Source organism: Sheuella amnicola (assembly GCF_010499255.1).
Lineage (GTDB): Bacteria > Pseudomonadota > Gammaproteobacteria > Burkholderiales > Burkholderiaceae_B > Zwartia > Zwartia amnicola.
Window position 1 is genome coordinate 206,235 of the sequence record NZ_JAAGRN010000006.1, and the last position, 13,089, is coordinate 219,323.

Sequence of the window (13,089 nt, forward strand, 5' to 3'; positions counted from 1 at the left end):
TCAAATACTAAATACATAACTACTAAGGAACATCATGGACGAAGAAATCACCCATAAAGAGATCTACGAACGACTCGTCTCAGTAGAGGACAAGGTCGATCGCATCGATGAGAACACAAAGGAAGTCACCGCTGCCTTTTCTGCTGCAAAAGGCGCATTCATTGTTCTTGAAGTGATGGGAAAGATAGCCAAGCCGATCCTTTGGATTACAGGCGTGTGCTCAGCTATTGCAGTGCTTTGGAATGAGTTTTGGAAAAGATGATTACTTTTAATGATGCTTTTGATCGTCTGATCTCACATGAAGGGGGCTTTAGCGATGACCAACGCGACTCGGGCAATTGGACTGGTGGTGCACCAGGTGTGGGGCAATTAAAAGGCACCAAGTTTGGGATTGCGGCAAGCTCCTACGGATATCTCGATATTAAAAACCTCTCTCTTGATAAGGCAAAGGCCATCTATCAGCGTGACTTTTGGGATGTTTGTGGCGAGGCCCACCCCGCGATCAAATTTCAACTGTTTGATGCGTCAGTCAATCATGGCCGCAGTAACGCGATTCGTTTTTTACAGCGTGCTGTGAAGGTGGCCGATGATGGAGAGTGGGGTGCGATATCTCAAGCGGCACTCAATCGCATGGATCCCAATGATGTGTTGCTGCGGTTTCTAGCCTATCGCTTGAAGTTTTGGGCATCGCTTCAAAAGTTCGATATTTATGGACGGGGCTGGACTAATCGGGGAGCCGAAAATCTTATTTATGCGGCAGAGGATAACTAAATGCGGATGCAAACTCATGACTAATCGATCTGATCGTTGGCGTAACCGCCGCAAGATGGCCTGGCTCTCTATGCTTGCGGGACTCCTTTTTCCACTACTCATACTCGTCACTGAATCAGCTCAACTCGGACAGATTGCCCCACCCTTTTATGTTTTTGTTGGAATGGTCGTGACTGCCTATATTGGTGGAGCCGTGGTCGATGACCGTTGGCAACAGGGGGTGAAATGATTGCACTACTAACCAACCGATACATTCTGATCGCACTTGCCATGGTCGCTGGCATGTCGGGGCTATGGGGCTACGGAAAGTATCAATTTCACGTGGGCTACCAAGCCGCTGAAAACATTCGTCATCTCGCAGATCTCGAATCATTTAAATCAGAGTCATTTCGGTTGCAAGGTTTATCCCAAAACCTCGAAGCGCAGCTATCTGGGCTGCGCGAGGCTCAACCCAAAATCATCGAAAGGTATAACCGTGTCGTTATTGAAAAACCTCTCTCCAGCGATTGCATTATTGATACTGAGCGGCTGCGCGAGCTCAACGCCGCCATCTCGGCCGCCAATTCCAGCAAACTTAAATAAACCATGCCCATCTCTAGCCACTTTCAACTCGAAATCTTGGGATGATCTGCTAACGACACACATTAGCTTAACTTTTATGTATGGTGAATGCGCTAATAAACTTGAAGCTTTGCTCCTCTACCTTGAACCACGTTAAATCATCAATTTCTTTGCCCTCAGTTTTTGGCCACACATCCCCTGGGTCAGTTTTAAGTGATTTTCAACAAACTTTCAAGAAAAGTCCGAGATCGATAAAACGAGCATTTGGGTTATCTTAGTTGAAGCTCTCTTTCAGAAAAGTAGCCTAAGCCCGTCATATACGGCATATTAGACAAATATGGCGACTTTACCGACCCATCATGTAGTTCTGTTGAAACATCATGTGATTCATCATTTGTTGCTGCATGCCAAGGTATTGGTCCGTCATGTATTGACGTTGCTTAAGCTGTTCAGGTGTGAGCCGCGAGTAATACCCCCCCATGCCATGCCATCCCATCATGCCTGTGCTACCCATATGCCATCCTCCGGATGTGTTACTAGCCCCACAACAGCCCATCATGCCCTGACCCCACATGCTCTGCATCAATCTCATGTTGTTCTGCATGGTTACCCAATGATCCTGAAGCAATTTCTGCCTTTCCTGTGGATCCTGCGTCTGACGGACCTTGTCCATCTGCGCCTGCATCGTCTTAATGTTTTCCTGAATTTGGGCAACCTGCTTGTCGAACTCGACGACATCGGGTGCTTCATGTTGCGCTTTCGCGCTCTTGTCGGAGGTGTTTGTCGGCTGGGCATTCACAGGCACGCCAGTGACTATAACCATGGAAATTGCCGCGGTTAAAAATATGTTTTTCATCTCACGGGCCCCTTGAAAACCCTGATTGAAGTTTAAAGTTAATACTGTTTTGAAATGACGTCAATTAATCATTGGATTTATATGAGAGATAGCTCAAATTTAACTCACAGTCTAAAGAGCAAGGTTCTATAAGTTGTAATAGAGAAGCATGGCGTGCATTGACTCTATCTGGCCCTAAACGACTAGAAGATGAGAATAAGAAGCTTACGAGACTAGTCGCAGATTGGATGCTATACGGACGGCAACTTACTTCACAACGGCCGCCTCTGTTGGCTCGGCAGTTGTATTGCTACACGGCGGCTCGATTAACTCCTCTTTCTGAATTGCTTCCGGCATTATGTGAATAAGAGAATAGGTGCAATTAACAGAACTGCATACACATGAACACATTGAGCACCAGCAACATCAACACGATAAACATGCACCTATTCCCGACCCATATGTTTATTGGCATAGGCACAAATCATTCACATCCAGGCATCCACATTATCCAGATATTCATTATCAACATCTTCACTCACTTCAGTACTCCGTAGCAATAAACGATTAAATGGTTGATGCTAAGTAGCAAAGCATCTTATTTGTTAAGCAACAATCACTGCAATCTTAATAAGTCTGTTGCAATTACTGCATCACAAGTCGGACCGTCGACTGTTTGCCGTTATTTATAATAATTGCAACAACTTTAGTGCCTGCGCCAACTTTAAACGACCCTGTGGCTTCAAGCTTTTCACCGTTTGGTTTGAGTTCGATCTCCTGCCTTTCTGATCCCGTGAGTAACGTCAGGTTGGCCATTGCTTTAGATATATCAACTGGCTTGCCATGATCTCTGATATAAAGCACCAAGGTTGTGGAGTTCACAACTAACTCATAGTCAATGTCCTTGACCACCACTAGTTGTCCGCCATACAACGGTTTGTGCTCTTTGTCGTCAGGAGCCGACCAGCTCAGATTGCTAACAGCCAGCGCAAATGAAATCAGAATAATTCGCAGTTTCATTAGTTTTCCTTTGAGGGTGAGTTGATAACATCAAAACGCATCGGCGTTCTTGTCTTGCAATAGTGTCTCGACAGATTTACGGCCGAACAGCCAAAACATTATTGGAGTGAGGAAAGTATCCAATAACGTCGAGCTGATCAATCCCGAAAAAATCACTACCGCTACCGGATGAAGTACCTCCGTTCCGGGTCGCTCTGCTTCGAAGAGCAAAGGTGCCAGTGCAAATGCGGTCACCAAAGCTGTCATCAACACAGGGCTGAGTCGCTCTAAGGAACCCCGGACAATCATCCGCGTGCTGAAAGACTCTCCCTCAAATCTCATCAAATTAATATAGTGGCTAACCTTAAGGATACCGTTCCGCACTGAGATGCCCGCCAGCGTAATGAACCCAATCAATGCGGCCACGGAAAGCGGTTGACCCGAAATCCATAAGCCAATCACTGCGCCAACCAAGGCAAGCGGAATATTCATCATGATCATGACAGACAACACGATCGTCTGGTATCGGCTGTAGAGGACAATAAACATCAACACAATAGAAATTAGTGAAAGCAACGCAATTAAGCGCGATGCCCCCTCCTGTGCCTGGAATTGCCCTCCCAGGGTAATAAAGTAACCCTCTGGCAAACGAGTCTCAAGCACAGTCTTGCGTATGTCTCCTACCACCTCGGACAATGGTCGTCCTGAGGCATTAGCTGAAATCACAATGCGCCGTTTACCGTTGTCTCGACTGATTTGATTAGGGCCATCTGCATCTTCAATTGTGGCGATCTTGGATAAAGGAATCCGCCCAAGAGGTGAATCAATCAGTATCTGCCCAAGTCCTTCAATCGATCTAGCAGATTCTGGCAAACGCACCACTAAAGCAAAGCGCCGGCTACCTTCAACGATCTGCGTCACACGCTCGCCTTCTACTAGTGCTTGCAGTGTGGTGAGCACCTGTGCCCCCGACAAACCATATTGGGCTGCAGCCGAGTAGTCAACACGAACCTTGATCTGAGGGGAAAGCACTTGCTTTTCAATTTGCAAATCCGCAATACCAGGGATTTTGGCTAAGCGCGTTCGCAGGGCATCAGCTTGACCTCGCAACGCATCGAGATCCTCACCAAAAATCTTAATTGCAATCTGAGACCGGACTCCGGAAAGCATATGATCTATACGGTGGGATATGGGCTGCCCAACCTCAATAGCCGCAGGCAAGTTCGCCAAGCGAGATCGAATATCAGCTCTGACTTCTTCCATCGAACGAGTAAGTTTTTCTGAAGACACTATGCCTACATCCAGTTCACTTACATGAACACCTTCGGCATGTTCATCCAGCTCAGCTCTACCGCTGCGCCGTCCAACATGCAACACCTCAGGAACTTGCTTAACCAAAATCTCAGCTTGCCTAGCCAGTGCAGAAGATTCAGTCAGTGTTACCCCCGGATTCAGACGCAAGCCCACTAGCAGCGTGCCTTCGTTGAATGGTGGCAAAAATGTGGTTGGGAAAAACGGTACAGTTGCAACAGCGACGAGCACAGCCAAGGATGCAGAGACGAGTGCTAGACGAGGTTTCTCTAATAGAGCCTGCAAACTTGTTTGGTATATTTTCTTAAGCCATGACAATGCCTTTGTGTCGCCGTGATCCAGATTCTTCATTCCGGGGAGTAAGTAATAACTTAGTACTGGTGTTACCGTCACCGATACCAGCAGCGAAGCAAGCGTAGAGACGATAAAAGCGATTCCCAACGGAACGAACAGCTTACCTTCAAGGCCAGGGAGAGCAAAAAGCGGCATAAACACGAGCACGATGATCACTGTGGCATATAAGATAGCCGAACGAACTTCCATCGATGCCTTTGTTACCAATGCAATCAAAGACTGGCGCTGGGTTGAATCTTTCGCTCGGTCTTCCTTGATTCGACGTAGAATATTTTCCACATCCACTACGGCATCATCTACTAAGCCACCAATGGCGATCGCTAGCCCTCCTAGTGTCATCGTGTTTATCGAAAGTCCAAAGTATTTGAAAATTAAAGCAGTGATGAAAATTGAGACGGGTATCGCTGTGAGCGCAATAATTGTTGGCCGAATAGTGCCCAGAAAGAAAAACAGAATTACAGCGACAAAGATTGAAGCCCCGATCAGCTTCCCTTGCAAGGTAGAAATTGATGCCTCGATGAAGCTTGCTTGCCGGAAGGTCACACGCGGCGCTTCCATCCCTTCAGGTAAAGAAGATTTGAGACCTAAGATCGCTTCCTCAATTGACTGAGTCAGCTTGATTGTGTCTGCTGCAGGCTGCTTTTGAACCCCCAAGATAACTGCAGGCTTGCCTTCAAAACCTGCATCACCACGTTTAATAGCAGGTGCAAAGTTCACTTCGGCTATCTGACGCAGCAAAATTGGTTGTCCGTTTTTGGTAGACAGTGCCAGATTTCTCAGATCATCAAGACGCGATGTGCGGCCTAAATTGCGTATCAGATACTCACGCCCGTTGAGCTCTAAAAAACCGCCTGATGTGTTGGCTGAAAAGCCCTTCAGCGCTACTTCCAGTTGATCAAAGGTAATTCCCAACTCGGCCATGCGAGCAGTGTTGGGTTGCACCTGAAACTGCCGTACTTCGCCTCCGATCGGAATAATTTGAGCCACGCCAGGAATTGAAAGCAATCGTGGCCTGAGAACCCAATCTGCGTACTCTCTCACCGCCATAGGTGAAATTTTTTGAGGGTCTAGGGGAATGGCGATTTGCATGATTTCGCCCATAATTGAACTAATCGGCCCCATCTTCGGCAGTATTCCCAAAGGTAAACCTTGCTCCATGGACGACAGCCGTTCGGAGACAAGTTGACGCGCACGAAAAATATCAGTATCCCAATTGAAGGTCACATAGAGAAATGACAAGCCAGCCGACGAAACTGAGCGAACAGTCTCCACTCCCGGCAAACCATTCATGGCTGTTTCCAGTGGGAATGTGATCAGTTGCTCGACCTCCTCGGCGGCCATGCCGCCAGCCTCGGTCATCACAGTCACAGTGGGCTTATTGAGGTCAGGAAAAACATCGACTGGAGTTTGGATCAAGGTGAACGCACCGTAACCCATCAGAACGAGACCTGCAATAATGACAAGTAGTCGATTAGCCAAACTGTTATTAAGTAGCCACTTAAACATACTGACTCCTCAACGAATCTGGTTGATTAATGTTGCACCATGTGTCGCAACACGGTCACCGACTTTGATACCCGATGTGACAGCGACCTGTGTTCCATTCAATGGCTCAAACGTCACCGTGCGAGGAGTGAATTGCTCAGCACCAGTCTTAACCCAGACTACAGTTTGATTTGAAGAATTTTTCATCAATGATGCCATGGGTACAGGAATACCTCGCGTTTGTCGCTTGGTTTGAATGTAAACCTTCACGGGTTGCCCTAGCGCTAAATCGAGCATCTGAGGGTTACTAGCCAGGAAATTCAAGGGTAGTGCCTGTTCGCGCAGACTTCGTGCTGCACCTAGGTATGTCAATGGAACTCGCTGCTCGCCTACAAGCAGAAAAGCACCACCAACGTTATTTGCCAAAGTTGGATCAAATGTCAGGGCTTCAATTCGCAAGCGCTGGGGGTCAATAATCTCGAACAATAACTCTCTTGCATCGACCACTTGCCCGGACACGGCTTGCGCAGTAGCAATCACGCCAGTCACCGGAGCCATCAACGCTTCTCGGCTACTAAGACCGGCATCCACCACCGAGATACGATCGGTCAAGCTCAGAAGTTCGCTTTCTGCTGCATCCAAGTCTTTACGGGGGATGGTATCTGCAAGTTTACGCAAGCGATTAACACGTTTTTCTGCCAAAGTCTGTGCTGCCCGCAGTTCAGCCAATTGCGCCGATTGACTTGCTTTCTCCAGAGGTGCAACGGCCGTAACTACATAAGCAAGTAAATCACCTTTACTTACAGATTGTCCGGCATTGGGCAAGCCTTGAGGCCCAGGTTCGATGCGTCCAGCATTGAGCGGCTGCACCTTACCTCCAGCATTTGGATCCATTAGGACGCGAGCATTGAGCTCAAACGATAGTGGGAGGGTCTGTTCTTCAACAACTATGGTACGCACCATCAGCTGTCTTTGAGCCTGCTTAGGCAAAAAGACGCTGCCATCTGGATTTCGTTGTGGACCGTTGGTGTTCGCGGTAGCTGGAGCGTTTCCATGGTCATGGCCTTCACCAGCACTCACTTCGCTCACTGGTGCTGAAAAAATTAGAAGGCTCGTTAGCACTAATCGTTGGAGTCGCGTTGAAAATATAAATTTCTTCATGTTGATCTCCGACTTATGTTGCTGTGCGTTGCGCACGTTTACGCAGAAAATGGACGAATGCTAGAGATACCAATATCACTACTCCCAACCATAAAATCAGGTTTTTCCATGTCCAATTTCTAACGTTGATATTTTGTTCCTCGTGCAAATCAAGTTCTGCTGCGAGTATATCTGTCACACTCTCAGAAATGATGCTGGCAGTTACTGCAGTCACACCTGGCTTAAGAGGCTCTTTTAGAGTTATCTCATATTCCCCCTCCCCATGCGGTTTTGCTTTGAACTTATTGCCATTAATTTCTATCTCAAGCTGTACATTATTTACAGGTGAGTTGTCTGCGAAGTGGTCCAGATAAAGGGTCATTTCCTTGTCATTCACAATACCTACCAACTCAAATAATTCTGAATCAGCAGAAAATCGTGGCAGTACAGAGCTCATTTTTGAGGGATTGGCATCGTCATGATCATGTCCTGCACCAGCTAACACCAAACTGCTGATACTAAATAAAATCAAAGCTGAGAGCAGCGTAGTTGTAACTTTTGAAATATTCATGGCACTCCAATTAGTTATAAACTTTGTTGAACTCATTCGGGAAGCAAGCCCGTGGTTTGACGTAATGCAGAGATAGCGGCCCCGAGTTCGATACGAGTACGAGCTTCTTGACGTTCTGCTTCAATTGCTTCGGTTTCTATTCGCAGTCGGGTCGGGAGATCGGACTCTCCTAAACGAAAAGATTTGTCAAAAAATCCTCTTGACTCCCGCGCAAGTTGCGCTCGACGCTGTGAGGCTTGCAACTGGACGCGAACAGACTCGACTCTTGAACGTGCAGCTTGCTGATCAGCAATAAGTCGAGCTTTTTCTAACTGCAGCTGAGCATGAACTTCTATTGCTTCAGCCTGTGCATTCGCTACACGTGCATCGTATCTGGGCCCATCGCCAAATGGAAAACGCACACCAACCAAAATGCTTTGTCCGTAGTTCTCACCGTAGGTACTTCGATCACGTTTGGCTCCAATCGTCAACTGTGGATTACTGCGGTTTTGAGAGCTGACTAAAGATACTGTTCGTTCTGCAACGATAATGCGATCTTGCAACTCTTTAAGTAAAGGATGCGGTGAGTCGTGTCCTTTAGGTGGTTCTGGCTCGCTTACACTCGTTCGATTTGATTCAGAAGGTGTCGCACCGCCTGTCAACATCTGAACTTGAGCCAATGCTAGAGCAAACGATGCTTGAGATTGAGCCAAATTGGCTTTCGCTGCTTGTACAGCACCCTCAGCCTGATGTTGATCTGCCCGCGCCAGCTCGCCAGCTTGTACTCGTCTGTTCACATCAACAGCCAGGCGACTGGCATTGACCAACTGTAACCGCGCCAACTCGTTGTCAATTCTCGTTCGTTGCCAGTTCCACCAAGCATCACGCACGGCAAAGGCAACTCGCAATTGCGCAGACAACTGTTTACTTTCAACAAATGAAATTTCCGCCTGCGCTAACTGACCAGTTGCATCGCGTTGTCCTGGCAGCCAAATCGGTATCGCCAAACCCACGTATGTTTCACTTGATCCGTAGTTACCAGTCATTTGATCGCCTCTCTGGATAATTTCCAAAGCCGCGGGCTCAGGCGACAGTTGACTAGCTACCTTAGCTTGGGCTTGTGCCGCATCACGACGTAGGTTAATGGCCCGAGCTTCAGGCTGTCTTAACCACGCAGCATCAAAAACCTCCTTGAGAGTTGTTAGTGAGGCTGACCCTGCTGCGTCGGGATTTTTCGCGTGAGTCAATGCAGTCGCGAAAATTAAGGCGATAGTAGAAAATACAATTTGATAGGTATTAACTTTTCTTTTTGAGAAAAACATCTCTCATCTCCAAGGTTGAATAATTCCAGGGAGATCGACGAGCGACGACTCAAGACGCTTGATGCGTCATTGTGATCGTCGAAAAAAATTAAAGGATAGAGAATCCCAACTCGCCGATCAAGCGAGTGAGGACCATTGGGGGCGGTCTGGACGTTCTGAAAGAGTGGGAAGGTCTCTATCAAAAAAGAGGAAATATAGGGTGTCTGCACTTACAACCGCGGACGTAGTCAGATTACCCAAAAGCGCAACTGCACACCCGAAATGACATACTGCGCAATCTTGATCCAAACTACTCAACTTCACAGGCTCATTAGACGACTCTTGGGGGTCGAAAGATTGATGATTATGGCTGTGATGACCAAAGTGCTTAGCAGTCACACCTGTTTCGTGCTGACAATAGCCAGAAACGGCTGCCCAACTGAATTGCAGAGGCAACAACACAAGCGCGAATATGATTAAGCATCTTTTCATCAAATTCATTATAACAGTAATTGCACCAATTCAGAGTTATATCAAGATTTTTAATATGAAACCTATTATTAAATGAAAAATTCATTACATTTAAGTAATGAACAATGAACAATTATTTTTTTGTTTGAAGGAGTCTTAATCCATTAACAACAACCAGTAAGCTTGCTCCCATGTCGGCGAAGACTGCCATCCACATGGATGCATCATCAAAGATTGCAAGTAACAAAAATATACCTTTGATTCCTAATGCAAGAGTAATGTTTTGCCACAGCACGGCATGAGTTCGCTTAGAAAGTCGAATGGTTTCGGGTAACCGTCGTAGATCATCATTCATGACAACAACATCAGCCGCTTCCATAGCCGTGTGCGTACCAGCTGCTCCCATTGCAAATCCTATGTCCGACTTAGCAAGTGCCGGAGCATCGTTTATACCATCACCTGTCATAGCCGTTAAGCCATAGATACGTTGAAACTCTCCAATCGCCTGTAATTTTTCTTCCGGCAAAAGATTACCTCGAATTTCTGAAATACCTGCTTGAGAACCAACGAAGTGAGCGGTTGCAATGTTGTCGCCAGTTAACATTATCGGTGTCAAACCTAGGGACTTCATATCTGCAATCGCTTCGATTGATGACTGCTTGATTGTGTCGGCTACTGCACAAACAGCCAAAGCGCGATCTCGATCAGCTAAGATCGTGACGGTACATCCCGCCTTCTCATGAGAGGCAAGTAGTACTTCTAATTGATCTGAACATTGACTCCGCTCTTCAATCCATCGATGATTTGCCAACACATATGGATGCCCATTAACCAAGCCCTGCACGCCACGTCCAGCCACTGCTTGAAAATCGCCCACAACCTGCTCATTCGATGAAAGTCCTTGTGCAATGGCTTTTGAAACTGGATGATCAGAGCGAACAGCAAGACTCTTTGCTAGTTGTTCCAATTGATGACGTGGTAGGTCCCTTACTAGTGCATCAAATGCAACCAGCTTGGGTTTGCCTTCCGTGATGGTCCCAGTTTTGTCAAGAGCAACAGCCTTGATTTTACGAGCTTGCTCTAAATAAACACCACCCTTGATCAAAATGCCTCGCCGCGCTCCGGCAGCTAGCCCGCTCACAACAGTCACCGGTGTGGAGATCACCAGCGCGCAAGGGCATGCGATCACCAATAAGACCAAGGCTTTGTAAATAGCTTGCAACCACGTCAAGTCTGTGACCCATGGCATGAATAAAGCAATCGATAAAGCAAGAACAAAAACTGACGGAGTGTATATTGCGGCAAAGCTATCGACAAAGCGCTGGGTCGGCGCGCGTGAAGACTGCGCTTGCTCAACAGCATGGACGATCCGTGATAATGTGCTGTCAGAAGCGGGAGCCGTGACTCGAATTTCAAGTCCTGCAGCTTGATTGATGGTGCCAGAGTAGACTTCATTCCCCGGCGCTTTCTCCACGGGAAGGCTCTCTCCGGTCACAGGTGACTGGTCGATGGCACTTTGACCGAGTGTCACGATTCCATCCAATGGAACACGCTCACCTGGGCGAATACGCACAATTGAGCCTACAGTAACTGTGCTGATCCCAATTCGAGACCAACTACCATCATCTTGCCGAACTTCGGCTTGTTCCGGTGTAAGTGCCAACAAACTCTTAATTGCATTGCGTGCTCGATCTACTGCCCGCGCTTCAATTGCCTCAGCAAGTGAATACAATGCCATCACCATTGCAGCCTCTGGCCATTGACCGATGAGAAAAGCGCCAGTTACAGCAACTGTCATCAACGCACTGATGTTTAGACGCAATTGACGCAATGCCACTAAACCTTTGCCGTATACTGAAAAACCTGCCAATAAAATAGCCGTTGCAGCTAGCACAACTCCAGCAATCTTCGCAAGGAAAATCTCTGGCAAAGCAAATGCCAGCCCCTCTGCCATAATCGCAAGAACCAAGGACAAAATTAACTTACCCCATGATCTCCAAAAAAAAGTTGTTGTTGTCGCTGCACTACTTTCCAATTTCTCTTTATCAATAGCTATTGGCTCAGGCTTGAAGCCAGCGTCTCGTATAGCACTAAGTGCTAACTCCAGCACTTGTGCATCAGCAGAAATATTCAATTGTCGAGCAGTTAAATTGAACTGTAACCCTCGAATGCCTTCTACATCTCTCAAAGCTCGGCGAATTTCCGACTCTTCCGAAGCGCAATCCATATTAGAGATTTGAAATCGATGCAACCCGGTAATCGGTACATCAGCACTGTCTGACCCTCGTTCAGCAGCTAAAGTGGTGCAGCAGTTTCCACAACCAAGATCGTTGCAACTTTGTTGGTATTTGTCATCAGGCTTCATATTTTTCTCCGTATGAGTTAAATTAAAAACCCTAAAGTCACTACAGAGTCAAGGACAATAAAAAATGTGAGTTCTTACGCTTGAAAATGTCAATTCTTAAGCTTGGCACTATTTATGGTGAAATCATGAAAATCGGCGACTTGGCCAAGGCCACGCATACCAAGGTTGAAACTATTCGATACTATGAGCGAGAAGGTTTGCTTCATGAAGCCGTACGAACTATGGGGAACTACAGAGTTTATAACGTAGAGCATTTAGATCGACTGTCATTTATCCGACACTGCCGGAGCCTGGATATGACATTAGAAGAAATTAAAACCTTGCTTAGGTATAAAGATTTTCCTCCAGAAGACTGTTCGAACGTCAATGCATTGATTGACGAACATATCGAACATGTTGCCGTGCGAATCAAAGAGTTGAAACACTTACAAAAACAACTCATTGACTTGAGAAAGAATTGCTCTGGAACAGGCCTAGTCAATCAGTGCGGAGTTCTTACAGAACTATCAAAGGCTTCTCGTGCCGAACAGGGATCAAATAATCTTGAGTTCAACCATGTAAATGGGACCCACAAATTCTCACACAAGTAACGATGAGAATCTGAGAATCAATGATAGAAAATTAGTCTGAAAAATGAGAAAAATTCACTATTTAAGATTTAGCTTAAATGTAATTTTTAAAAACTTTAGGTCTATTTGCATTGACTGCTATTGCAGAAATTATTGGCTGTTACCTTCCTTGGCTTGTATTAAATAATTAAATAATAATCGCACCCCGTGGTTGTTGATTCCCGCTGCAATATCTTTAGAATCGTTTGTATGAATCGCTACCAATTTCCTAGACACTTGCTAGCTTCTGATTGAACTGCATTTCGTATTTTATTGGTGACAGACCGTTGTTATGACTGTGACGGCGTATTGGGTTATAAAACATCTCGATGTAATCA

At 46.4% G+C, this 13,089-nt stretch carries 15 protein-coding genes and 1 pseudogene; 7 read left to right on the top strand and 9 right to left on the bottom strand.

The window, feature by feature from the left end:
• The first annotated feature begins 34 nt into the window (after positions 1 to 34).
• The 5 genes from G3I67_RS10755 to lysC are packed head-to-tail and all read left to right on the top strand — an operon-like array spanning position 35 to position 1,489.
• Positions 35 to 262: a hypothetical protein gene (locus G3I67_RS10755; RefSeq protein WP_163655166.1), complete on the top strand. Its 228-nt coding sequence runs from the start codon at positions 35 to 37 to the stop codon at positions 260 to 262.
• Entirely contained in the window at positions 259 to 771 is a 513-nt protein-coding gene (locus G3I67_RS10760) for a glycoside hydrolase family 108 protein (protein ID WP_203583612.1), read from the top strand. The genes G3I67_RS10755 and G3I67_RS10760 overlap by 4 nt, the downstream gene beginning before the upstream one ends.
• Positions 772 to 787: 16 nt before the next feature.
• The gene (locus G3I67_RS10765) at positions 788 to 1,000 is read left to right on the top strand and encodes a hypothetical protein (RefSeq protein WP_163655168.1); all 213 of its coding nucleotides are present in this window, start codon (positions 788 to 790) and stop codon (positions 998 to 1,000) included.
• Positions 997 to 1,353 carry a hypothetical protein gene (locus tag G3I67_RS10770; RefSeq protein WP_163655170.1) on the top strand — a complete coding sequence of 119 codons (357 nt, stop codon included), beginning with the start codon at positions 997 to 999 and terminating at the stop codon, positions 1,351 to 1,353. Before G3I67_RS10765 ends, G3I67_RS10770 begins: the two co-directional genes overlap by 4 nt.
• Entirely contained in the window at positions 1,247 to 1,489 is a 243-nt protein-coding gene (gene lysC, locus G3I67_RS15200; RefSeq protein WP_446033326.1) for an Rz1-like lysis system protein LysC, read from the top strand. Before G3I67_RS10770 ends, lysC begins: the two co-directional genes overlap by 107 nt.
• 189 nt (positions 1,490 to 1,678) lie before the next feature.
• On the opposite strand, the gene G3I67_RS10775 is transcribed toward lysC, so the two are convergent.
• The 8 genes from G3I67_RS10775 to G3I67_RS10805 form a co-directional block, all read right to left on the bottom strand.
• Positions 1,679 to 2,155 (bottom strand): hypothetical protein, encoded by a 477-nt coding sequence (locus G3I67_RS10775; RefSeq protein ID WP_235931858.1) that lies wholly within the window; start codon positions 2,153 to 2,155, stop codon positions 1,679 to 1,681.
• Positions 2,156 to 2,812: 657 nt separating this feature from the next.
• Positions 2,813 to 3,187: a hypothetical protein gene (locus G3I67_RS10780; RefSeq protein ID WP_163655174.1), complete on the bottom strand. Its 375-nt coding sequence runs from the start codon at positions 3,185 to 3,187 to the stop codon at positions 2,813 to 2,815.
• A gap of 30 nt (positions 3,188 to 3,217) precedes the next feature.
• Positions 3,218 to 6,337, bottom strand: coding sequence for an efflux RND transporter permease subunit (locus tag G3I67_RS10785; RefSeq protein ID WP_163655176.1), 3,120 nt, complete (start codon positions 6,335 to 6,337; stop codon positions 3,218 to 3,220).
• A 9-nt stretch (positions 6,338 to 6,346) separates the two neighbouring features.
• Positions 6,347 to 7,477 (bottom strand): efflux RND transporter periplasmic adaptor subunit, encoded by a 1,131-nt coding sequence (locus G3I67_RS10790; RefSeq protein WP_163655178.1) that lies wholly within the window; start codon positions 7,475 to 7,477, stop codon positions 6,347 to 6,349.
• Between the two features lie 13 nt (positions 7,478 to 7,490).
• The gene (locus G3I67_RS10795; RefSeq protein WP_235931859.1) at positions 7,491 to 8,027 is read right to left on the bottom strand and encodes a hypothetical protein; all 537 of its coding nucleotides are present in this window, start codon (positions 8,025 to 8,027) and stop codon (positions 7,491 to 7,493) included.
• A 32-nt stretch (positions 8,028 to 8,059) separates the two neighbouring features.
• A complete protein-coding gene (locus G3I67_RS10800; protein WP_163655180.1) occupies positions 8,060 to 9,328 on the bottom strand; it encodes a TolC family protein in 1,269 nt (422 codons plus the stop codon).
• Between the two features lie 117 nt (positions 9,329 to 9,445).
• Entirely contained in the window at positions 9,446 to 9,808 is a 363-nt protein-coding gene (gene czcI, locus G3I67_RS15170) for a cation efflux protein, CzcI family (protein WP_375539316.1), read from the bottom strand.
• Between the two features lie 103 nt (positions 9,809 to 9,911).
• A complete protein-coding gene (locus G3I67_RS10805) occupies positions 9,912 to 12,143 on the bottom strand; it encodes a heavy metal translocating P-type ATPase (protein WP_163655182.1) in 2,232 nt (743 codons plus the stop codon).
• Between the two features lie 125 nt (positions 12,144 to 12,268).
• Here G3I67_RS10805 and cadR point away from each other — a divergent pair, with 125 nt between their 5' ends.
• Positions 12,269 to 12,733, top strand: coding sequence for a Cd(II)/Pb(II)-responsive transcriptional regulator (gene cadR, locus G3I67_RS10810; protein ID WP_163655226.1), 465 nt, complete (start codon positions 12,269 to 12,271; stop codon positions 12,731 to 12,733).
• Positions 12,734 to 12,843: 110 nt separating this feature from the next.
• Positions 12,844 to 12,959, top strand: a pseudogene (locus G3I67_RS10815) (YnfA family protein); the annotation flags it as partial.
• 21 nt (positions 12,960 to 12,980) lie between these two features.
• Here G3I67_RS10815 and G3I67_RS10820 read toward each other — a convergent pair.
• Positions 12,981 to 13,089 (bottom strand): IS3 family transposase (locus tag G3I67_RS10820; protein ID WP_163655184.1); only part of this gene is annotated, 109 nt, incomplete at its 5' end.